The sequence below is a fragment of the Bacteroides sp. K03 genome, from assembly GCF_019734355.1.
GTDB lineage: Bacteria > Bacteroidota > Bacteroidia > Bacteroidales > Bacteroidaceae > Bacteroides > Bacteroides nordii.
On sequence record NZ_JAASHC010000021.1, the window covers coordinates 41,209 to 65,945 of the forward strand.

Sequence of the window (24,737 nt, forward strand, 5' to 3'; positions counted from 1 at the left end):
AGTATGAAAGCATGGATAAATAAAATACTACAGCTTGGAGGCTTGATTACTTTGCTGTCCTGCAATCAGCCTGTCGATGTAGTAACAATTGATTTGTCACGTGAAGAGGCAGCGATCCCTTCTTCATTATATGGCATCTTCTTTGAAGAAATCACTCATTCTGGCGATGGAGGCTTATATGCGGAAATGATAAGGAATCGTGGCTTTGAAGATGGTACTTTACCTTCTGGTACAATATTGAAAGAGGGGAGAGCCGTTGCAAAACCCTTGCATTGTTATTCCAATGATTCCATCAATCATTTTAGTATTGTATGGGGTGATTCACTTTTTATGGAAGGATGGGAAGTGAAGTGCGTTTCCGGTACAACTACTCCTTCTTATAAAATAACGGAGGATAGACCTTTGAATAGTGCCACTCCCCACTCCTTATTTATAAATTTGGATGAATCGGGATCTGATGTACTGGTTATTAATACCGGTTATTGGGGGATAGCTGTTACTAAAGGACAAAAGTATAATTTTCAGTTTCATTTGTTTACGAAAGAATTGGAAAATGCTGTTGTGAAAGCTGTCCTTCTGGATAGTGAGGAACAAATTGTAGCTTCTAAGGATTTTCAGGTGGGAAAAGTTGGTTCCTGGAATCGTTATGAAGGAACTTTTGTTGTCGATACAACAGCAAACGATCTTCGTTTTGCCTTATTGTTGCCTCATAGAGGGAAAGTATACATTGATTTTGTATCTATGTTTCCTGAGAATACTTTTCGTGGGCATAAGAATGGGTTGAGAGAAGATGTTGCCCAAATGCTTGAAGCATTGCATCCCGATTTTGTTCGTTGGCCGGGTGGATGTATAGTCGAAGGTTTAACAATGGACAACCGCGTCAAATGGAAAGAAACGATAGGAGATATCATCAAGCGCCCGGGAGAATATAACTTGTGGGGCTATCGCAGTACGTATGGGTTCGGGTATCATGAGTTTTTGCAGTTCTGTGAAGATATTAATGCCAAAGGTATGTTTGTCTGTAATGCCGGTATGTCTTGTCTGTTTCGGAATGGAGATTACTGGGAGGGAGAGAAGCAGATAAATGATTTGATTCAGGAAGCTTTGGATGCTATTGAGTATGCGTTAGGTGACACTACCACTGTTTACGGAAAAAAGAGAGCAGAGAATGGACATGCGAAACCTTTTCCATTAAAGTATGTAGAGGTAGGAAACGAAAATATGGGCCTTCGTTATGTGGAAAACTATAATCGCTTTTATAAAGCAATCAAAGAAAAATATCCTCAGATAGAGGTCATATGCGCACTCATGTTCAGCCCTTATATTCAGGATGCAGAGAAAATAGAGATATTAGATCCACATTATTATGAAACGGCCGGTTGGTTCTATAATAATGCAGATGTTTATGATAAATTACCCGATGATACTCCGTATAAAATCTATGTAGGAGAATATGCAGCTATCGGTAGGCCTTCTCTCTATTCATCTTTGGCAGAAGCAGCTTATCTGACAGGAGTGGAAAGGAATGCGGATAAAGTTCAAATGGTGTCTTATGCCCCACTGATTGAGAATGCAGCCCACGGAAGAGATCATTTGCTGGTGTTGAAAAATGATTCTGTTTATGGCCGTACTAATTATTATGTATTGAAAATGTTTTCCGAGAATCGTCCGGATGTGAATCTGCATACGGATTTGAAACTTGCTTTTCCTGAATCGTCATTCCGGACGAAAGGATTCATTGGTTTGGGAACAAATAATACAGAAGTTCAATTTAAAGACCTGAAAATTATTGTAAACGGTGAAGAAATGTATACTTCCGGATGGGACGATTTTGTGAATAAATGGAATATTATTCGTGGAGATTGGAAAACACAGGGAGATCTTTTGCTTCAGAGTCAGAAGGGAATAGATGCTTTTGCAATTCTTAAAAACAGGGAGTTTGAAGATTGTACAATTGAATTAAAAGCTAAAAAAATATCCGGAACGGAAGGATTCAGAATTGTGTTTGGTGGAACAGATCCTAATAATTATTTTATGGCAGATATGGGAAGTCATACCAATGAGTCGGTTATTTTTCGTGAGGTGAATGATGAAGGCTCTATCTCTTTATTTGATTATCGTAATACTACGTCTATCAAGGCGCATCAGTGGTATACGGTAAGAATCGAAATCGAAGGTGCTCATTGGAAATGTTTTCTTAATGATGAACTACAATATGAATATACTTATGCTCCTAAGAAGAAACATTATGTTGTATCGGGTTATGACAGAGAGCGGAATGAAGTTATTGTTAAATTGGTAAATGCAGAGACCGAGAACTGGAAAGTTAGATTGCAACTGGATAATGCGAGGGATATAGCTTCGAAAGGAACTAAAATCGTATTAGGAGCAGACGACAGATTTGAAGAGAATAGTTTTAGTGATCCGTTGAAGGTTGTTCCTAAAGTTTCCGAACTGTTAGGAGTTGGTAGTACATTTAATGTGAATTGTCAGGCCAATTCGCTAACTATATTGAGAATACCGTGTGAAAATAAATAATAAATCAAATAGTAATGAATAAATATTTTAAAATATTAGTTGCATTTTTATTAGTTGTAAACACAGGTTTTGCCAAAGATAAAATTGGTGTTTATGATTTGCGTTATACACTTCAAACTGATTTGAAAACTTTGGAAGGACTTAACGTGGCTTGGGATGATGTTCATGCTGTATCTACTCTGCAAGGAATAGTAAATAGAGAAACTCCTCGTTTATATGTTTATTTTGTGATGGAAGGTACAAATGATATTGATGCTTATTGGTGGAATAAATATGCTCGGAAAGGAGAGTGGTTATATGGGCGTGACACACAAAAGTTCCAAACGATGGAAGAGTTGTTCACTGCATATGCATCTTATATTAATGGAGTGGTGGTATATGATGGACATGTACCGTCTACCAGTAATGTTGCTTCATCTGTAGCAGGTATCGAAAATTTGGTAGCTATTCGTTATGATGTCACTCCGGGAAGTTTATATAGCCGTTTAATATTAAACGGTCCTAAACTTCCAGTGAAAATCTGGTTACTGAATCCGGATGGAACCTCTATGTTTACCGGTAAAAAAGGAACTAAAATTCCAGATACAGAACGTATGTCTACCGGATCCTTGAAAAATGATCCTTATGTATGGTTTATAGAAAAATATATGAAAACCGGTAAATGCAATACGGAATTTGCGGCTTATTATATTGATCAATATTGGAAACAAAAACCTTTTGCCACCGTAAGAAATCATCATACTTTGAGTAATCATGATTTTTTTGTCAGTAAGAAGGCTTTTTTCTTCGATTTATCTCCCTGGGGAGATGAACCTGCTACTGACGAACCGGCTCAACCGATAGGTGCAGATTTGAATACATTAAAAGAAATGCTGTTGTTAGCTTACCAACAGAATAAAAATGAAAGGATGTGTTATATCGGAGGTTTCCCTTCCTGGGCTTATAAATATACAATGCATGCTTCGGGTATTCATGACGATGTTCCCACTGAATGGGAATTCAGCCGTGTTATCAGTGCTTACAATGCCTTTAAGGATGCAGATGCCATTGGGTATGGAGCTTTGGCAAATGCTTCTTTTTGGCAGCACTTCCCTACGGAGAAGAAGTATTCCCAACCATGGATTTCTCATAAAGAACTACAAAAAAGAGGATTACTAACAGCAGATGGTAAAGTAAATGTGGACGGCAGGAATTTTATTATTTTTTATGTCGGCGATTATGATGCTTCCGCATGGATATCACAACGCACACCTTCTATCTGGGATGATCCTAACCGGGGAAAATTACCATTGATGTGGTGTATCAGTCCTGTATTGGCCGAACGTGTACCGCATATTATGCATAACTTCCGTACAACGGCTACCTCAAATGATTATTTTGCTTCGGCCGATAATGGTGCGGGATATATAATGCCGGGCATGTTGCAAGAACCTCGTGAATTGTCTGGACTTCCTTCGGGATTATCGGTGTGGGCAAAACATTGCAGGCGGTATTATGATAAATGGGGATTGACCATTACCGGATTTGTAATAGACGGAGAGGCGCCTGGTTTGAACCGGCAAGGGTTGGACTGTTATGCTTCTTTCAGTCCGAATGGTATCGTTCCGCAAAAAGCTCCTATGGCATTGATGCATGGAGATATGCCGGTGATTCGTGCCGATTGGGACATCAATGACGATGATCCGAAAGTTGCAGCCAAAAGAATCGTAGAACGTGTGAAAGAGCGTTCGGCATTACCTTTTCATTGGTTTCGTAATATTCTGAAGCAACCTACCTGGTATTGTGAAGTGATGGATGAGGTGAAAGCACAGGATGAGAATATTATATTGTTGGATGCTCCTGCGTTTTTCGAACTGTTACGTATTTATCTGAAAGAACATGATTCAGTGATAGAATAAAAACTGTTTGAGTTTGTCTGAAAGCAATACAAAATATTGTATATAAGTATTTTGTGTGGTGCTTTTTGATCGTAATGTGGAAAAATTGATTGGTTGGATATCGATTGTTATTCGATTTTATTGCACAATTTGTTCAATCGGGAGATTGAATAGAATGTGCAATAAAAAAGAAAAGGCTTGCATTAGCTTTGTCTTTCGAAAAACAATTCATATCAATCATGAAAAACGAATTCAAATCTTTTCTTCTGGCTGCTGTTTGCAGCCTTGGGCTTGCTTCTGCTTTTGCGCAAGCCCCGACAGTTCATACCATCGGCGATTCTACGATGGAAGAGAAATCAACTGACCCTTCTGTTAATACTAACGGCCAACGGGGATGGCCTCAGGTGCTCCCACAGTTTATGGTTAACGGTGCTACACTGAATAACCGTGCTAAGAGTGGAACAAGTTCTAAAACATTTTATGAAGAGAGCCGCTTCTGGACAACTGTAAAACCACAGATTAAAGAGGGAGATTATGTTATTATCCAATTCGGGCACAACGATGAAAAGCATGCAGGAGCGGATGGAGAAGTCGGAACTTACCCATGGACTACCTATCAGGAGTATTTGAGAAAGTATGTAAATGAAGTTAGAGAATTGGGGGCTAATCCAATTTTGTTTACTCCTATTGTACGTGGTTATTTCAGTGGAAATAAAATAACGGATAAAGGAGCTCATAACTTAGGAGCCGATGTAATAATGTCTTCCGGCAAAGATCTGGATTATGTAGCTGCCATGAAAGAGGTTGCCCGGGAACTGAATTGTCCATTGGTGGATCATACTGCTCTGACACGTGAAATCTGCGATGAATACGGAGAGGAGAAAGCAAAAGAACTTATATATAATGTAGGAGATGGTACCCATATCGGAGAATACGGAGCCACTCTTTACGCTCGTCTGGCTGTACAAGGACTGGTGGCAAAAGGATTATTGACAGAGTATTTTAATGCCAATCCGGATGTATTGATTAATCCGACGACTCATCATTTTGGAAAGAGTTATCTGAATGCAGGTTCTGTGTATGCCTTTTCAATCAGTGGCATTGATTTAACACCGGGTAGCGGTAAAGTAACAGTCTCTGCTTCAGAGGGATTTGAAATCTCTTTGAATGCTATCAGAGGTTTTGCTTCTGTAGCAGAGATTGGGTATGAAAATGGAAACCTGCCCATGACTTCTGTTTATGTAAAATTCCTGCCAACAGAGAAAGGTGTAAAAAGCGGGACGCTAACTGTGAGTAACGGTACAAGTACTAAAACTGCAACTCTGACTGGTGAGGGAGTCTCTTTTGAGGGCGGAGTAGAAGCTCAGGCTTATTGGCAGTTAAATCAGGATACCAAGGCGGTTGTTACCGGTCCGATATTGGCTGCAGAAGAGGTTTTTAGCCAGATGTACGCTGATCGTTATGCTAAACCGGGTAATCCGACTATCTGGATGGATGGATTGGTAGATCCGGAGACAAAAACACAACGAAACATTATTGAAGGTGATGACTGGCCGGAGAATGAAATCGATGTAAACTATAGTCGTTATATTGAATTTTCTGTAACTGCCAATGCAGGAACTACTTTCAATATCGACTCTATCGGGTTGTATGCCGGTGGTTCTGGTGGTAATGGTATGTGTTTCCGGGTAATGTGTTCTAAAGATCCGGGATTTGGTGAGTATACACTGATAAGTAACCGTCCCTCTAATGTATCCAATACTATGTATCCCATTTCTCTGAAAGAGATTATAGAACTTCAAGGAGAAGAAACACTTTATTTACGTGTATATCCCTGGTATAGCAGTAAATCCAATCGGAAATCAATTTGTCTTTATGGCGTCACAGTGAAAGGAGTTGTAACAGAAGGAGAGATTACTTCTATAAGAACTGTAGACAGTATGAAGAAAGCTTATTGTACTCCGGCGATAACTGCTGACCGGACTACTTTGTATTACGAACTTTCCGAGCCAGGCTTGGTAGATATTACTTTATACAGTATAGAAGGACGTACTATGCTGAATTATAGTAAGAATCAGGAAACCGGAATTCACACACACGAAATTGATCTGAGAGGATTTTCTGATGGAGTTTATCTTTGTAAGTTAGTTACGGGAACTCAGATGCAAACAATACGTATCGTCAAAAAATGAAATGAGTTTTATGAATAATAAAATAATATATCATGAATAGGAATTTTTTATTAAAAGGCTGTCTGGCTGGAATATTGGGGCTTGCTACACAAATGGTTATAGCTCAAACTTTTGATAACGAAAAAGTGACAGCGACATGGGGAATGTCCGGTGGAGCGAATGAACCATCGCAGGCTATTGTCAGTAATGAACAGGCTTTTAGTATAACTGCTTTTGTCTTGGGTGGAGAGATGACCTTCTCCAAACAACAAGAGTATAAAGGGCTTGACGAAAATCTGAGTATGAATACTTATAAGCCAAGCGCTCAAATGAGTGGGGCAACAGATGGACATGATCTGATTTACTCTATAAAACCAGCTAAAGGATTGACCTTTCAGCCGGGACAGATTTCTTTCAAAATGGGTGTATTTGGCACAGGAGGTGGTATGGTCGATATTTATTTGAAGTACGCCGATGGGACTAAAAAAACGGTGGCAGGTACTATCAAACCCAATCGTTCCGGAGCCTCTGTAAATGCCACTGAATGTACATATGATTTGGGTAGTATGTCGGCAACTGATGAAGAACTATCATTGATTATCAGTGTATATAGTCTGGCAAATAATAAAGAAATAGGTTTTAGTAATGTGATGGTTACAGGTACAGTAAATGGTACAGCCGTAGAAGTTCCGCAATATAATGTAGCAACAAGTATGGAACCGGAAAGTGCAGGTACTGTTAATCAGATGCCGGCAGGCAGTTTGATGGATGAAGATACGAAAGTAACTGTTACAGCTTTTCCAAAGTTTGGTTTTCATTTTGTTAATTGGGTGGATAATAGTGGTAAAGAAGTGTCGGCGGAAAATCCATATTCATTTGCAGTAAGAAGTAATACTTCATTGAAAGCTGTTTTCCGGGAAGTGAATACTTATACATTTTCTACCCGTTGCATCAATGATCTGGAAATGCAGATTGGTTCTGTTACATTGAATCCGGAACCAACTGAAGGGAAGTATGAAGAAGGTGTGATAGTAACTGCTACAGCAAACGAACTTCCAATTGCACGATTTTTGAATTGGGAAGATGATTTTGAAAATTCCAGTGTTACAACTGCCGAGCGCAGTGTGACGGTAAAACAAAATACGGAACTTATTGCAAATTATGAGATTCAGGATTTCATTGCCGCTTATAATTCCGATAAAGCAGAGATTTGGGCAAACAAAGGGAATTATCCGTTTGCTGCCGATTATACCTGGGATTCAGAACGTAATGCTACTGCTTCTGTTGTGAAAGTGAATGACGGAAGTGCATTGAACGGTAATTCGAGTGGTACTCCGGTAGTACGTATGCGCAAGGGAGCTGTCATAAGTTCGGTCAATGGTTTGTATATGAACGGATATCGCAGTACGGATGTGGCAATGCAGATTCAGTTTTCAACCAGGAACTTTACAACCGTTCGTTTCACTGCAGCTTTGGTTGCAAAGAATGCCGCAGCTGTAAACTGGAAGGTGCTTTATTCCACAGATGGTACTATTTATAAACCTGTTACGAATAATAACGAAGAGTTGATTTATAAATTGGTCAACGGACTGGCTACAAGTGTTGATTTTGAATTGTCGGGTGAGGAGTTTGCTGATAAAGAAATGGTATACATTCGCTTTACCGGTACAGGTGATGAGGTTCTTAATGATAACAATGGTGAATATAACTTCGATAAAGTCGATTCGGAAAGTGGTTTGAATTATACCGACCATAGTGAAACCGGTTTGGGTAATATTTATGTATTTGGCACTCCGGTTGTTGAGGAAGATCATGAGGCACCTGCTATCAAAGCTATTGCTCCGGCAGATAAAGCTACTGGTGTATCAGCCAGTGGTAAGATTATGATTTCTTATAATGAACGTATCCAGGCTGGTACAGGAGAGGCTACATTGACTGGAAACGGTAAAACGATTACACTCGAACCGGAATATGGAAGTTTTTCTGTCTCTTTCCGCTATGTAAATTTGGCTTATACGAGCACATATACTTTGGAGCTTCCGGAAGGGTACGTGACTGATCGTTCCGGCAATAATGCACCAGCTGTCAGCAGTAGTTTCACTGTGATGGAGCGTATTAAACCGGAAGCCCGTCTTTTTAATGCGATAGTAGATCAAAGTCTGGAAGTTAGTGTTATGCCGACCTCAACTGCAATAGGTCAATACAAAACGATTCAGGAAGCTATTGATGCTGTGCCGGTGACTAATAACAAACCCTGGCTTATTTTTATAAAAGCCGGATATTATAATGATTTGAATAACCGTACATTCTCTACCGGGAAATATACCTGGGAAGATCAGAGTGGCAAACTATCTGCTTCGGAAGACAGCCGTATTATAGTGGTAGATCGTCCGTTTGTGCATCTCATTGGTGAAGATGTAAATAAAGTAACGATCGCACAAGACCGTATTGCAGGAAGTAATGCTACTGATAAGAGTCAACCTTGGTATAATGTGGCAGAAGGTGCCACACTGGTAATTAAGTCAAATGACTTCTATGCAGAGAATCTGACGATTGATAATGAGTGGTGGACTAAATATGAAGGGAATGAAACACGTGGTCCGCAAGCATTGTCTCTGTATGTAGAAGCAGATCGTGTAGCTTTCAACAACTGCCGTATCCGTTCTTATCAGGATACATATCTGAGTCCGAAAACAGGAAATACGAATACGGGTAATAATCGACCTCACTATTATGACCGTAACTATTTCCGTAATACGATGATTGAAGGTGCAGTCGATTTTATTTATGGAGGAGGTGATGTTTACTTTGATAATTGTACGCTGAATATTGTACGTGAATCGGGAGGTTACATTGTTGCTCCGTCGCATTATACTGATCTTAAAGACAATCAGGGTAATATTACACAAGTAAGTACGCGTTGGGGATATGTATTCAAAAATACAAAGATTACTGCTCCCGATGGTAAGGAAGATAAAACACAGGTATATTTTGGACGTCCCTGGCACAATGAGCCAAAAACTGTATTTATTGATACGGAATGCCGTGTGAAACCGTATGATGGTTATTGGTATCCTACAATGGGTGCTGTGCCTGCTCTTTGGGCTGTGTACAATATATGGGACAAGAACGGATATAAAATGAGCGAAACATCTATCGAAGACTATTGGTACGAAAGCAATGGTGAGACGATTCGTGGTAAAGCCAAAAACTTCCTTACAGATGAAGAAGCTGCTTCGTATACAATAGAAAATGTATTGAGCGGTGACGGAAGTGGTGCTGCTACCGGTATCTGGAATCCGTTACCAATGGTAGAACAAACTGCCAAACCTGTTATTAGTGGGATAGAAGGAACTGCTACATTCGGTTGGATTGCTGATGAATATGCTATCTGCTATGTAGTAAACATTAATGGTAAAGTAGCCGGATTTACTACTGAAACCCACTATGAGGCTAATTTGAATGATGTAGTCACTGTGCAGTCCGTTAATGAATACGGTGCATTGAGTGAGGCTTCTGATGAATTTATAGTAGGAAGCATTGGTACTGGTGTTGAAAATACTACTTTGGAAAACAATATTAGTGTCATAGGGGGTAAGGGAATCATCTCTGTACGTGGTATTGAAACAGCAACAGATATCAATATATACGGTATAAACGGTACTTTGGTACGAAGTCTGGAGGTTTATCGTAATGTATCACTCTCTGTTCCGGCCGGACAATATATCTTGAAGACAAATAATTCGGTATTCAAGGTGTTGGTTTACTGATGAATAGTATAGGTCATCTTGAGGGAGAGAGGGGGCATTGAAAAAGATGTTTCCTCTCTCTTTATACTGTAGCCATACTTTTTAGATTAAGCCCTGTATTTCTCTGTACTGCCATCCTATTGGCAAGGTGTTGCCAACAGAATGGCAAGGTGTTGCCAATGGGATGGCAAAGTATTGCCAACAAGGTGGCAAAACAAACAGTTTTACCCTTTTTGTTTTTCTTCATATAGTATAACTCTATCACGAATTATAAGTGCTTATCCAACAATAATTTTATCATTATTACAGGAAATACGTTATCTTTGTCTATCTCAAAGATTCGTTATGTTTAGATTGCCTCTTATACTTATATCTTTTATTTATCCGTTTATGCTTTCTGCTCAGAGCTTGATGCATATACGTTACTATTCGGCTAAAGATGGATTATCTCAGAATACTGTGACGGATTTTTTGCAAGATGATAAAGGATACATCTGGATATCTACCTGGAACGGGTTAGAAAAGTTTGACGGTTATACATTTCAGAATTATAAATCTTATCCTACAGATAATACCCGCCTGGAATACAATCGTATTCAACAGATTGCAGAGGGCAAAAAAGGGAATATATGGTGTGTTACTTATAATAATTTACTTTATTTGTTTAATACCCAGACTGAAACTTTCCAGAATATCTTTTCCGGATATTCGCATCTTGCTGATTATGGACGGGTAGCGCGATTATATAAGCAGGAGGGTGGCTTACTTTGGTTCAGTAATCAGGCCGGAGATTTATTCAGGCTTGATGAAGACCGATTAGGAGAAACGGATGGAATTGTACACTTGCCTTGTCATTCTTGCGCGGAACACGGAAAGAAAATATATTCTGTTCACAAGGATAAGAAAGGATATGAGTGGATATTGACCGACCGGGGAACTTTCGTTTACGGTCATCCGGAAATACGTACAAAGGTAGAATTGAGGTATATAAAGGAAGTTGATAAGAATACTTTTTTTATCACTCAGAAAGGAGAATTATACGCATTTACACCGCAGATCGGTATTCAGAGTGTCTCTAACCCTTTCCTCATGAAGGAAGTCAGTGGACTTGTTACTATAAAAACAGGCAGGTTGCTGATTCCGGACCAGGAAAAAATTATTGTTTACGATACCCGGAAAAAGAGCTTTGAACAATTATACAAGCAGGCAACTACCGTACCTTTGCATATAACGGGAGCCTTTCATTCAAAACAGGATCAGATTTGGATGTTGGATGGACAAAGAGTGTTATGTTATTCATTTACTGATAGAAAAATGACTGTTTTTCGGGAGAACCTATCAGGTGAAGATACATTTCGCCATATACATGAAGATGAATTCGGAGGAATCTGGTTGATGACCCGTGACGGGAGTTTTTATACTTATAATTCCGGAAGTAACCGATTAGAACCGGCCTACTGTTATACAACAGGACAAAAGGAACCTTACCGGACGGAAGGCAGAGCTTTTTTGCGGGACTCTCATAAGAATCTGTGGGTAAGCCGTAAGTATGGCTTTGATAAGATTTATTTTACAAATCGTAATTATGATTATCTTGCTACTACCGGTGGACAGGAAGTGCGGGGCGTATTTATCGATTCAAAAAAACGTCTGTGGATTGCTTCCAAAGAGAATCGGGTAGAGGTGTATGATGCACAGGGTAACTATATAGGTAATATGGATTCCGGAGGTAGATTGCTGAAAGATCAGAATGTATCGTTCGGTAAAAAGGTTTATACTTTTTTTGAGGATAACGAACAACGTATCTGGTTGGGAACCCGTAATCACGGAATTGTAGTAGCGACAGAAAAAGAGGGATCTTTTACTCTTCAGAATTTCCGGCATGATGCGCGAAATTCTTATAGCCTCAGTAATGATGCAATTTATACGATTTGCCAGGATACTCGAAACCGTATATGGATCGGGACATTGGGAGGAGGAATTAATCTATTCACCGGATTTCCGGATAATTCCCGTTTTATTCATCCGGGGAATCTGTTGAAAGGATATCCCGATGGATTATGTCATAAAGTACGTAGTTTGCATTGTACACGGGAAGGTGTTATGCTTGCCGGTACAACAGAAGGTTTATTGAGTTTTTCGGATGATTTTCAGAAACCGGAGGATATTGTATTTTATCACAATGACTGTACTGACGGACTCAGTAATAATGATATTATGGACGTGTTGGAAAGTAGGGATGGTAAATTATATATTGCAGCCTACAGTGGAGGGATTTGTTTGGCAAATACAGATTCATTGTTGAATACACGAATTCATTTCAGCTATCTCAATAAAAAGAACGGGCTTCCATCCGACTTGCCACAAGCCATACTGGAAGACAAAGATGGGAATATCTGGATATGTTTTGAGAATTATATTGGTAAATACTGTCCGGAGCGGGGAGAGTTCGAAACGTATGATAGTACAAATCTGCATACAGATTTGCAGGTAAGTGAGGCACATCCGGCTATTGACGAGCAGGGAGCGATGTATATCGGTACGAACCAAGGTGTTTTACGTCTTCGATTGTATGATTTGAAAAAGAGTAATTTTATTCCCCGAATAGTCTATACCGGAGTAAATATTCAAAATAGCGACGGTACTGCCTATACTTCTATTCTTGTGGCAGATTCTCTGGTATTGAGTAAGAAGGAGCGTAATGTGACGATTACTTTTTCGGCACTGGATTATACAAACTCGGAGGCGCTTCAGTATGCTTATCGTTTGAAGGGTATCAATGATCAGTGGGGATATATCGGAGAGAATCATTCCATAGGTTTTGCTAATCTGCCCGCTGGTGATTTTGTATTGGAAGTAAAGTCTACCAATGGAGATGGAGTGTGGCATGATAATATCGCTCCTCTTCATATACATATCCAGCCTCATTTTACAGAGACAATCTGGGCGTGGGTACTTTATGTGTTTATAGTTATAATACTTATTCTGACGGTGTCCGGTATTATAATCTATATTACTAATCTGAAACGGAAAGTAGGCTTTGAAGAACAACTGAGTGACTTGAAGCTACGATTCTTTACAGATATTTCGCACGAACTTCGTACTCCGTTAACTTTGATTTCTGGTTCAGTTGAGGAGATTGTAGAACGGAGACAAATACAGGAAAGTGGAACGGAGAACATTCAGGTGGTCAGGAGGAATGTGAACCGTATGCTAAGGCTTGTTAATCAAATTCTGGACTTCAGAAAGATACAAGGGAGAAAGATGAAACTAAGTATAGTGCAAGGCGATGTGATTGCTTTATGCCGGCAGGTCTGTGAGAATTTTGCACAGTTGTCTCACGAACGTTCTATTCATTTCAACCTAATTCATGAAATGCAGGAAATACGTTGTTATACGGATATGGATAAATTGGAAAAGATACTTTTTAATTTATTATCCAACGCTTTTAAGTATACAGCTAATGGTAAGGCCATTACTATGACAATCTGTATGAGGTCCGGTAGTTTCTCTATTTGTGTTCGTGATGAAGGTAAGGGGATGGATCTTCGGAAGATTGATAACTTGTTCGAACGTTTTGCTACCTTTGGTAAGGCCGATCCGAATCGTTCCTCCGGTATAGGACTTTCACTGGTGAAAGAATATGCAGATTTACTACATGGTACAGTACAAGTTGAAAGTATACCAGAACAAGGTACAGCTTTTACTATAACTTTGCCTTGTACATATGAAACCTATGCCAATGATCCGAAGGCTGAGTTTATTCTGAATGATGAAATACAGTTTGACTATCACCCGGAAGTACATTCGTCTAATGAGGGAGAGAAGGAGAGAAGTATATTAATAATAGAGGACAATGATGAGCTTCGTCGTTTTCTGATTACTATTTTGAGAGATCGTTACAGTGTGTTGGAGGCTGCTAACGGAAAACAAGGGCTGGAAATTATATCAAAAGAACTGCCGGATCTGATTGTTAGTGATGTGATGATGCCCGAAATGGATGGCATTGAACTGTTGGAGGCAGTAAAGGCGAATCGTGATACTAGCCATATCCCTGTAATTTTACTTTCTGCAAAGGCTTCTGTTGACGATCGTGTCAAAGGATTACAATATGGTGCGGATGATTATATTGCTAAGCCTTTTAATTCTGCTTATCTGAAGGCACGAATTGAATCATTGATACAACAACGTAATTCTCTGGCTGCTTATTATCTCCGGAAGCCCTTGAAAAGATTAGGGAAAACAGTCGATAAACAACCTGATACACAACTTGAACAAATATTAAAGACATTGCCTGCTTTCAATAATTCATTTATTCAGGAAGTCCTCCGGCTGGTTGATGATAATTTGCAAAATCCCGATTTTAAAATTGATGATCTGGCAGAAACAATGAATATGAGTCGTGCTGTATTTTATAGGAAGATTAAAACCTTTACAGGAGCTTCTCCCATTGATTTGGTTAAAGAAATGCGTTTAAAGCGTGCTTTGGAATTACTAGATACCAGTTCATACAGTTTATCAGAGGTCGCTTATCAAAGTGGATTCTCTTCACCTCAGTATTTTAGTCGCGTATTCAAAGAACAGATGCAGTGTACTCCGAATGAATATAAGAGGCGGAAAGTCTTAATTTAGTTGAAAATTGAAAGTTGAAAATTGAAAGTTAGCTGCGCTATCACGCTGCATAGTAACTTTCAATTTTCAACTAAATAAGCTTTCAATTTTCAACTTTCATCTCTTCTTCATCATCGTCATTCTCTTCTTCTTCTTCAAGTGGTTCCGGGCGTTGTGGCCCATAACCTACGAAAGCAAATGCGCAAAGTGTTCCCATTATCGCTCCACTCAGATGCCCTTCCCATGAAGTGTTGGCAGGTGTGAAGTAGGGAATCATTTGCCATACCAGGCCACCATATAGAAAAGTCACCAACAGTGAAATTGCAATTAGGGGGGTATACTTTCTCAGTAACCCACTAAAAAAAAGGAAAAATGCCAGTCCATAGATAATACCACTTGCCCCGATATGCCATCCGGGTTTCCCGATGAGGTATGTGATGGCCCCGCAACCCACCCAGATTATAAAGAATATATATGGAGCAATGCCACGATAAAAGTAAAACAAGCACCAGGATAGAAAAAAAAGTGGAAGTGTGTTGGCTAATAGATGAGGGAAGTTGCTGTGTATCAGTGGATGTGCGAAAATGCCAAACAATCCTCTCTTCTCCATAGGATATACTCCCAGGCGTGTGAAGTCCCAGTCCATGCCAACCTCTAATATTTTTATTATGTAGAGGATAAAAATTAGGAACAAGGGGAGCATCATGGACAGAATGATTTTTCGTAAATCCTGTTTCATATCTCTTCTTTTTCGTTAATTCTTCGCAATGCTACGAATATTTTAAGGAAAATGGAAAATAAAAACCGTTTTTATTTTTGTTTTTACCTATAATTCGTATTTTTGGAAATCATACTATTATATATGTTATGATAACAGAAATATAATTAACCTTTAAATAATGCACAACTATGAGTTATTTACATTTTGACAAGACTCTTATGGTCAATCTTGAGGAATCTTTGCCGAGAGAGATTCTTCGGACAAACCGTTCGGGAGCTTATCATTGTACAACGATTGTGGATTGTAACACACGCAAATACCACGGTTTGCTGGTGATCCCTGTCCCCAACCTGGACGATGAGAACCATGTGCTGCTATCTTCTCTTGATGAAACGGTAATTCAACACGGCGCGGAGTTTAACTTGGGATTGCACAAATATCAGGGTAATAATTATAGTCCTAACGGGCATAAATATATCCGCGAGTTTGATTGTGAACATATTCCGGCTACAACTTACCGTGTTGGAGGAGTTATCCTTCGAAAGGAGAAAATTTTTGTACATCACGAAAACAGGATATTGATTCGTTATACTTTATTGGATGCCCACTCGGCAACTACTTTACGTTTCCGTCCTTTTTTGGCTTTCAGAAGTGTAAGGGAGTATACACACGAAAATGCACAGGCAAGTCGTGAGTATCAATTGGTGGAGAATGGTATAAAAACCTGTATGTATCCGGGATATCCGGAGCTTTTCATGCAATTGAATAAAAAGAATGAATTTCATTTTGATCCGAATTGGTATCGCGGCATTGAATATCCCAAAGAACAGGAAAGAGGTTATGATTTTAATGAAGACCTCTATGTACCGGGTTATTTTGAAGTGGATATAAAGAAGGGTGAAAGTATTGTTTTTTCTGCAGGAATATCAGAAGTATCTCCCCGTCGTTTGAAACAAATTTTTGAGGCAGAGGCTGAAGATCGTACCCCTCGTGATAGCTTCTATCACTGTCTGAAAAACTCAGCACATCAGTTTCATAATAAGCAAGAAGATAATCATTATATACTGGCCGGATACCCGTGGTTTAAATGTCGTGCTCGGGATATGTTTGTTTCGTTGCCCGGATTGACGCTGGCTGTGGACGAAGTCGATGAGTTTGAAGATGTAATGCAGACTGCTGAAAAAGCTATCCGTAATTATATAAATGATGAGCCGATAGGGTGTAAAATTTATGAAATGGATGATCCGGATGTATTGTTGTGGGCGGTATGGGCATTACAACAATATGCCAAGGAAACTTCGCGTGAACAATGCCGTACGAAATATGGTTCTTTGTTAGAAGTTATTATGGAATTTATCCGTCAGCGGAAGCATGATAATCTTTTCCTTCACGAGAATGGATTGCTTTATGCAAATGGTGCGGATAAAGCTATAACCTGGATGAATTCCACGGTAAATGGACATCCGGTAGTGCCTCGTACGGGATACATTGTAGAAATAAATGCACTGTGGTATAATGCACTTCGTTTCGTTGCCGATCTGGTACGCGAAGGAGGAAATGTGATTTTGGCCGATTCGTTGGATGGACAAGCTGCAATAACCGGTGCATCATTTGTGGAAGTATTCCGTAATGAATATGGTTATTTGCTTGATTACGTAGATGGGAATATGATGGACTGGAGTGTACGTCCCAATATGATATTTACTGTAGCCTTTGACTATTCTCCTCTTGATCGTATGCAGAAAAAGCAAGTGCTGGATATTGTAACGAAAGAGTTACTTACTCCGAAAGGGCTTCGTACATTGAGTCCAAAAAGTGGTGGTTATAATCCGAACTATGTTGGTTCCCAGCTGCAGCGTGATTATGCTTACCACCAGGGAACAGCCTGGCCGTGGCTGATGGGATTTTATATGGAGGCCTATCTGCGGATTTATAAGATGAGTGGTATTTCGTTTGTAGAGCGCCAGTTGATTGGTTTTGAAGCTGAAATGACCAGTCACTGTATTGGCTCACTACCTGAGTTATTCGATGGTAACCCACCTTTTAAAGGTCGTGGAGCAGTATCATTTGCGATGAACGTAGCCGAGATTCTGCGTATTTTGAAGTTATTATCGAAGTATAATTTATAAGAGGAGGGACGAAGATGAAAGTTTTAATGTTTGGATGGGAGTTCCCCCCGCATATCTTGGGTGGTTTAGGAACTGCCAGCTATGGTCTGACGAAAGGGATGTCTTTACAAGAAGACATGGAAATTACTTTTTGTATCCCTAAGCCATGGGGAGATGAAGATCAGAGTTTTTTGAAAATTATCGGCATGAACAGTACCCCGATAGTATGGAGAAATGTTGATTGGGATTATGTTAAAAGCCGTGTTGGTTCTTATATGGATCCGCAACTTTATTATGACTTGCGTGATCATATCTATGCTGATTTCAATTATTTGAATACCAATGATCTGGGATGCATCGAATTCTCTGGGCGTTATCCCGATAATCTGCATGAAGAGATTAATAACTATTCCATAGTGGCTGGTGTAGTAGCCCGTCAGCAAGAGTTTGATATAATCCATTCGCACGACTGGCTGACATATCCGGCGGGGTTGCATGCCAAGCAGGTATCTGGCAAACCACTGGTGATTCATGTACATGCTACTGATTTTGATCGTAGCCGTGGAAATGTGAATCCTACAGTATATGCCATTGAGAAGAATGGTATGGATCATGCCGATCATATTATGTGTGTGAGTGAGTTGACTCGTCAGACGGTAATTCATAAGTATTTCCAGGATCCCAAAAAGGTATCTACCGTACATAATGCAGTTTCGCCTTTATCGCAGGAGATACAGGATATAGTTCCGAAAAAGAATCCCAAAGAGAAGGTCGTTACTTTCCTGGGACGTATCACTATGCAGAAAGGTCCGGAGTATTTTGTAGAAGCTGCTGCTATGGTGTTACAGCGTACTAAAAATGTGCGTTTTGTGATGGCTGGCAGTGGTGATATGATGAATCAGATGATTCGTTTGGCTGCCGAGCGTGGTATTGCTGACCGTTTCCACTTCCCCGGATTTATGAAAGGTAAACAGGTATATGAGGTGCTGAAAGCCAGTGATGTGTATATCATGCCTTCTGTTTCTGAACCTTTTGGAATCTCACCATTGGAAGCTATGCAATGCAGTGTGCCGACTATCATTTCTAAACAGTCCGGCTGTGCCGAGATACTGGAAAAATGTATCAAGACAGACTATTGGGACATTCATGCCATGGCAGATGCGGTTTATTCTATTTGTACTTACCCTGCGATGTACGAATATCTGCGTGATGAGGGTAAAAAGGAAGTAGACCAAATCAAATGGGAAAATGTCGGATATAAGGTTCGTGGTATTTACGAAGAAGTAATAAAGAATTATAAATAATAAAATAATATAGATATGAGAACAATCTGTCTTTATTTTGAGATACATCAAATTATTCATCTGAAACGTTATCGTTTCTTCGATATAGGTGCCGATCATTACTATTATGATGATTATGCCAATGAAAATGGTATGAATGAAGTTGCCGAACGCTCTTATATTCCGGCTTTAAGTGCATTGATTGAGATGGTGAAGAACTCCAATGGAGCTTTTAAAGTGGCATTGTCTATTTCGGGAGTTGCGCTTGAACAGCTTGAAATTCATGCACCGGCCGTAGTCGATTTACTGCATCAACTCAATGATACCGGTTGTTGTGAGTTTTTGGCAGAACCTTATTCACATGGTTTGTCATCGCTGGCCAATGAAGACTGCTTTAAGGAAGAGGTGATGCGTATGAGCGACAAAATCAAACAGATGTTTGGTAAAGCTCCGAAGGTATTTCGTAATTCCAGTTTGATATACTCTGATGAAATTGGTGCACAGGTGGCTGCTATGGGATTTAAGGGTATGCTGACGGAAGGAGCAAAATATATTTTGGGTTGGAAGAGCCCTCACTATGTATATCATTGTAATCAAGCACCAAGTCTGAAGCTATTGTTGAGAGATTACAAACTATCTGACGATATTAGCTTGCGCTTCTCTAATTCTGATTGGAGCGAATATCCATTGTTTGCCGATAAGTATATTAGTTGGATTGATGCTTTGCCGCAAGAAGAGCAGGTGATTAATATTTTCATGGAGTTGAGTGCATTAGGTATGGCTCAACCGCTTTCCTCTAATGTATTGGAATTCCTTAAAGCGCTTCCGGCTTGTGCGAAAGAGAAGGGGATTACATTCTCTACTCCAACGGAAATTGTTACCAAATTGAAATCGGTATCTCAATTAGATGTTCCATATCCTATCTCATGGGTAGATGAGGAGAGAGATACAAGTAGCTGGCTGGGTAATATTATGCAGCGTGAAGCTTTTAATAAGCTGTATAGTGTAGCCGAGCGTGTACATATGTGTGATGATCGCCGTATTAAACAAGATTGGGATTATTTGCAAGCAAGTAATAACTTCCGTTTCATGACTACAAAGAATACGGGTATTTATTTGAACCGTGGTATATATGATTCTCCGTATGATGCATTCACTAACTATATGAATATTTTGGGTGACTTTATAAAGAGAGTAAATTCTTTGTATCCGGAAGATATTGACGATGAGGAACTGAATTCTTTGCTCACTACTATTCATAATCAAGGTGAGGAAATAGCAGAACTGCACAAAGAATTGGATAAGTTACATGCAAAAGCTGAAAAAGCAAAAGTACCTAAGGCATCAGCCAAGTCCAAAGTGGCTGAAGAAAAGGAGGTAAAGACTGCTCCTAAAAAGGCAGCAACAAAGAAAGTAGCTGCAAAGAAGAAATAGTGTAATTATTTTAGATCTGGAATATTCCTTATATTGCCTCTCTAAGTTGCCAACAGCTCTGAGAGGCAATTTTTTTTATAGAGCTTTGTGGAGGAAAGGATGTTACTTTTTAGTGGTTATCTAAAGTGCACACTTTTACAATATAAATCCGAGACGTTAAAATTTGCATTACAATATCAACGAATAATGCATTTTTCGAATGAGTCAAAATAAAAAGGTGTCTCGAAGTTTATTCCGGACACCTTTTTACATCAGTGATATGTATCTTGGTTATTTTTTATCTTTGTCATCGAAGGAAGTATAGATGATTTCCATTGATAAGCGATCTCCTTCTGATCCACCTTTCAGTTTGGTATATCCTGGCTGTAAATCATTGAGTACACTGATAATGCTACCCAACGCAGTACTGGTATTCTGATCTCTTGTGATAGTTACCGGAACAAGAGCTACTTTATTCCATTGTGTAGCTTTCTCCCATGCTTCGATAGTGGTAACGGGTGTCCCTGTATCAACGTCCAAAATACCTTCTATCTTTCCATCGTTTGCGAGTGCTATGACTGCTGCATCTCTTTCAGCACGACAGGTATTAATCAATCTCGAGATATTGGGAAATACATATTGATTCGTATTAATGGCATTATGTTGGGCAATATAGGATGTAATATCATCATTGACTTTATTCTTTTTAAAGAAATCATCCTTTTCTTTTTCGCGCACCAATAAAACATAACTGGGAGCACCCATACTAAATTTATTCTTATCATTGGTCTGATTGTAATTAGTAAAAGTTAATCTAACTACATTTAGTGTATCATTACGCAATGAATCCAAAATGCCCTTTTGGCTATTATTATTGTTGTTTAGTAACGGTAATGTAGCCTGGGTATAAATTCCTGCTGGAGTTTTAAGATATGTACAGCCTGTTTCTTTTACTTTCTCCTTGATTTTATCTTCATCACTTCTGAAAGAATTGGCTTGAATGATTTCTTTGGTTGCAGCAAATGTTCGATAACTATAATAGGTGGAGTCTTCTTCGCTGTTGTACTTCTTCATGTTTTTACCAGTATCTTCTTCTTTCATATAACATTGGTATATGACATGCATTTCTATCTGGTCAATATAAAGAATAGTACCATCTCCGTAATCGTTTTTAACATAGATACCTTTGAACAGGTCTCTGAATATATTTGCGAAATTTTTGCCTCCTTTTTCCGCTTCTCTACTTGCCTTGTAAATTTCTTGTCCTAATTCATAAGGTAAAGTAACGGTTACAGAAGGAATATATCCGCTTAGATTTCTAATAGAATCTTTTACAGATTTATCTACAGCTGTATAAGCCTTTCGTCCTAATAAAAAATTAGGATCGTTTTTAGGATAGAAGTCTTCCGGATTAATATCGGTGTAGTATGCAGCTTCTTTGTCTGTTGCTAAGTCTTTATCTAATCGATAAACACTCAGGCGGGAAGCTGTTAAAGAATCACCAAAATAAGTTCTGTAAGCTAACGTTAATTCAGTACGATAGGTTTTATCTTCGACCATGATTGCATCCGGGTCATCAGGTTTTTCCGGATTGTATACTGCCGGGAAACTGAAGTTGTCAGTACAATGTAGCTGCGTTAGAAATCCGGCTTCGTAATAACCAAATTCCTGATCTGTAAATTTCCCTAAATAGCCAGTACTTGTTTTAGCGAAAACCTGTTCGGCAAGCTTAGACTCGGTTGCTACTTCAAACGTTGCCAGTTTTCCGTTAATAGTCTGGTCACCACCCGGAAACATTCCTAATCCTAATGTACCGGTATTATCATCACATCCAAAAAAAGTGAGAGATAATAGGGCTACCCATAGATATTTTACTTTCATGATCGTCGTATCTTGATTCTAATTTTATTTTTGTTCAGCTTCCCACACCTTGTCGTAAAACTCGTTACAAGCATTAGCATAAACGTCCGGGCTCTGATAATCAAGTACCAGTTTTCCGGATTGACGGGCATAATCCATGATGTCTTCATTGATGTGTTCGCTGTTTTGTATCACTCCGTCGGAGTAATCAACTGCAAGTTTGCACAAAGTAGCGTAGTCTACGGGTTCTTTTAGTGTAGTTACATCTTTCTTATTAATACCCTTCAACATGAGTTTGGTTGCAAAGTCATTGCTTAAAGTGCTTTTGAAATCATCCTCATATACAGAGAATATCACTTTTGCATCCCGGAAGGAGGGTTCGTCTTTATATGCTTTCTTGATATATAATGGAGCCAGTGCAGTCATCCAACCGTGACAGTGAATAACATCCGGAGTCCAGCGCAATTTTTTTACAGTTTCCAATACGCCTCTGGCATAAAAGATGGCTCGGCTGTCGTTGTCATCGTATTCTACTCCGTTTTCATCAGCTGTTTGCATTCTATTCTGGAAATAATCATCATTATCAATGAAGTACACTTGCATGCGGGCTGATTGTATGGAAGCAACTTTAATAATCAATGGATGGTCGGTATCATCAATAATCAGATTCATACCGGAAAGACGTATCACTTCGTGCAGTTGATTTCTACGTTCGTTGATATTTCCCCATTTGGGCATGAATGTTCTGATCTCTCTGCCTTTTTCCTGAATAGCCTGAGGTAGGTTTCTGCCTATATTAGCCATCTCAGATTCTGAAACGTAAGGAGTAATCTCTTGTGTAATAAATAAAACCTTATTCGCCTTTGTCATAATAACAATCCTTCTCGTAAATATTCTGCAAAGATATAAAAAAAAAAGGGCATTAAAGCAAGCTATTGCGCGGTATAATTCCTTATGAATTGTTAAGTTGTTGATTATCAGTTGTTGTTTACCGCTTGCCTGTTCTGCTTACCTCTCTTCCTTTTGCATTAATTTGCGATATTTCTTCTTTATATGGTAAATAATGGTTTATTTTGCACAGTTTTTTAAACAAGATAGAATAATAAACCAATTAAAATGAAAATAATACATACGATCAAGGACTTACAGGCCGAATTGTCGGAACTGAAAGCCCAAGGGAAAAAGGTAGGTTTGGTACCTACTATGGGTGCTTTGCATGCAGGGCACGCATCACTTGTGAAGCGTAGTGTAAATGAGAATGATGTAACAGTAGTGAGTGTTTTTGTAAATCCGACTCAGTTTAATGATAAGAATGATTTAGTGAAATATCCGCGTACGCTGGATGCTGATTGTAAGTTACTGGATGCTTGTGGAGCTACTTTGGTATTTGCTCCTTCGGTAGAGGAAATATATCCGGAGCCGGATACGCGCCAGTTTAGTTATGCGCCGTTGGATACAGTAATGGAGGGTGCTTTTCGGCCGGGACATTTCAATGGGGTATGTCAGATTGTGAGTAAGCTGTTTAATATAGTGGAACCGGATTGTGCCTATTTTGGTGAAAAGGATTTTCAGCAATTGGCTATCATTCGCGAAATGGTGCGTCAAATGAAGTTTGATCTTAAAATAGTAGGCTGTCCTATCGTTCGTGAAGAAGATGGATTGGCATTGAGTAGCCGTAATGCTCGTTTATCGGCAGAAGAACGTGAAAATGCTTTAAATATTTCTCAGACATTATTTAAAAGTCGTACCTTTGCAGCCACTCATTCGGTGAGTGAGACGCAAAAGATGGTGGAAGATGCTATTGCTGTTGCACCGGGACTTCGCCTGGAGTATTTTGAAATAGTAGACGGAAACACTTTGCAGAAAGTTGGAGATTGGAATGATACTTCGTATGTAGTAGGTTGTATAACTGTTTTTTGCGGAGAAGTGAGGCTGATCGATAATATTAAATACAAAGAAGTTTAAACCTAAAAAAGACCAAATCCCTATGATGATTGAAGTGCTAAAGTCGAAGATTCATTGTGCACGTGTCACAGAAGCAAATCTGAATTACATGGGTAGCATTACGATTGATGAAGACTTGTTGGATGCGGCTAACATGATTGCTGGTGAGAAGGTGTATATCGCTGACAATAATAATGGTGAGCGTTTTGAAACCTATATTATCAAAGGTGAACGTGGTTCGGGTAAAATTTGCCTGAACGGTGCTGCAGCGCGGAAAGTGCAACCGGATGATATTGTAATTATCATGTCGTATGCATTAATGGATTTTGAAGAAGCTAAATCGTTTAAACCGACAGTGATCTTTCCGGATCCGGTAACGAATAGCGTAGTGAAGTAAAAAGAGAGTGTTACTCTTGATATATAAAGAAACGCCGTTTACTATTGTGTAAGCGGCGTTTCTTT

Annotated in this window: 14 protein-coding genes; 10 read left to right on the top strand and 4 right to left on the bottom strand. The window is 39.3% G+C overall.

The genetic code is table 11. The annotated features are described in order from the left end of the window. Positions 1-3 precede the first annotated feature (3 nt). The 4 genes from HCG69_RS14310 (at position 4) to HCG69_RS14325 (ending at position 10,356) form a co-directional block, all read left to right on the top strand. Entirely contained in the window at positions 4-2,538 is a 2,535-nt protein-coding gene (locus tag HCG69_RS14310; RefSeq protein WP_221650593.1) for an alpha-L-arabinofuranosidase C-terminal domain-containing protein, read from the top strand. 14 nt (positions 2,539-2,552) lie between these two features. After that, positions 2,553-4,436, top strand: a complete 1,884-nt coding sequence (locus HCG69_RS14315) for a GxGYxYP domain-containing protein (protein ID WP_221650594.1) — start codon at positions 2,553-2,555, stop codon at positions 4,434-4,436. Between the two features lie 218 nt (positions 4,437-4,654). Then, positions 4,655-6,607 carry a GDSL-type esterase/lipase family protein gene (locus tag HCG69_RS14320; protein ID WP_221650595.1) on the top strand — a complete coding sequence of 651 codons (1,953 nt, stop codon included), beginning with the start codon at positions 4,655-4,657 and terminating at the stop codon, positions 6,605-6,607. A gap of 32 nt (positions 6,608-6,639) precedes the next feature. After that, positions 6,640-10,356, top strand: coding sequence for a pectinesterase family protein (locus HCG69_RS14325; RefSeq protein ID WP_221650596.1), 3,717 nt, complete (start codon positions 6,640-6,642; stop codon positions 10,354-10,356). Between the two features lie 61 nt (positions 10,357-10,417). Here the strand turns inward: HCG69_RS14325 and HCG69_RS14330 are convergent, their stop codons facing one another. Beyond that, positions 10,418-10,582, bottom strand: coding sequence for a hypothetical protein (locus HCG69_RS14330; protein ID WP_221650597.1), 165 nt, complete (start codon positions 10,580-10,582; stop codon positions 10,418-10,420). Positions 10,583-10,680: 98 nt separating this feature from the next. On the opposite strand from HCG69_RS14330, the gene HCG69_RS14335 reads away from it, so the two are divergent. Further along, on the top strand, positions 10,681-14,967 hold the full coding sequence (locus HCG69_RS14335) for a hybrid sensor histidine kinase/response regulator transcription factor (protein WP_221650598.1): 4,287 nt from the start codon (positions 10,681-10,683) through the stop codon (positions 14,965-14,967). Positions 14,968-15,049: 82 nt separating this feature from the next. Here HCG69_RS14335 and HCG69_RS14340 read toward each other — a convergent pair whose 3' ends face one another. Continuing rightward, on the bottom strand, positions 15,050-15,685 hold the full coding sequence (locus HCG69_RS14340; protein WP_221650599.1) for a rhomboid family intramembrane serine protease: 636 nt from the start codon (positions 15,683-15,685) through the stop codon (positions 15,050-15,052). Between the two features lie 170 nt (positions 15,686-15,855). Between HCG69_RS14340 and HCG69_RS14345 the strand changes: the two genes are divergently transcribed. The 3 genes from HCG69_RS14345 to HCG69_RS14355 are packed head-to-tail and all read left to right on the top strand — an operon-like array spanning position 15,856 to position 20,492. Further along, positions 15,856-17,796, top strand: a complete 1,941-nt coding sequence (locus tag HCG69_RS14345) for a glycogen debranching enzyme N-terminal domain-containing protein (RefSeq protein ID WP_221650600.1) — start codon at positions 15,856-15,858, stop codon at positions 17,794-17,796. Between the two features lie 14 nt (positions 17,797-17,810). Continuing rightward, a complete protein-coding gene (locus tag HCG69_RS14350; protein ID WP_221650601.1) occupies positions 17,811-19,079 on the top strand; it encodes a glycosyltransferase in 1,269 nt (422 codons plus the stop codon). Positions 19,080-19,094: 15 nt separating this feature from the next. Then, on the top strand, positions 19,095-20,492 hold the full coding sequence (locus tag HCG69_RS14355; protein WP_221650602.1) for a glycoside hydrolase family 57 protein: 1,398 nt from the start codon (positions 19,095-19,097) through the stop codon (positions 20,490-20,492). 270 nt (positions 20,493-20,762) lie between these two features. On the opposite strand, the gene HCG69_RS14360 is transcribed toward HCG69_RS14355, so the two are convergent. After that, positions 20,763-22,352, bottom strand: coding sequence for a DUF4270 domain-containing protein (locus HCG69_RS14360; protein WP_221650603.1), 1,590 nt, complete (start codon positions 22,350-22,352; stop codon positions 20,763-20,765). Between the two features lie 24 nt (positions 22,353-22,376). Then, positions 22,377-23,201, bottom strand: a complete 825-nt coding sequence (locus HCG69_RS14365; protein WP_221650604.1) for a glycogen/starch synthase — start codon at positions 23,199-23,201, stop codon at positions 22,377-22,379. 246 nt (positions 23,202-23,447) lie between these two features. Here HCG69_RS14365 and panC point away from each other — a divergent pair, with 246 nt between their 5' ends. Both panC and panD read left to right on the top strand, forming a co-directional pair. Then, positions 23,448-24,296: a pantoate--beta-alanine ligase gene (gene panC, locus HCG69_RS14370; RefSeq protein WP_221650605.1), complete on the top strand. Its 849-nt coding sequence runs from the start codon at positions 23,448-23,450 to the stop codon at positions 24,294-24,296. A gap of 22 nt (positions 24,297-24,318) precedes the next feature. Beyond that, complete coding sequence (panD, locus tag HCG69_RS14375; protein ID WP_002559520.1) at positions 24,319-24,672, top strand: aspartate 1-decarboxylase; 354 nt, start codon at positions 24,319-24,321, stop codon at positions 24,670-24,672. The last annotated feature ends 65 nt before the right edge of the window (positions 24,673-24,737 follow it).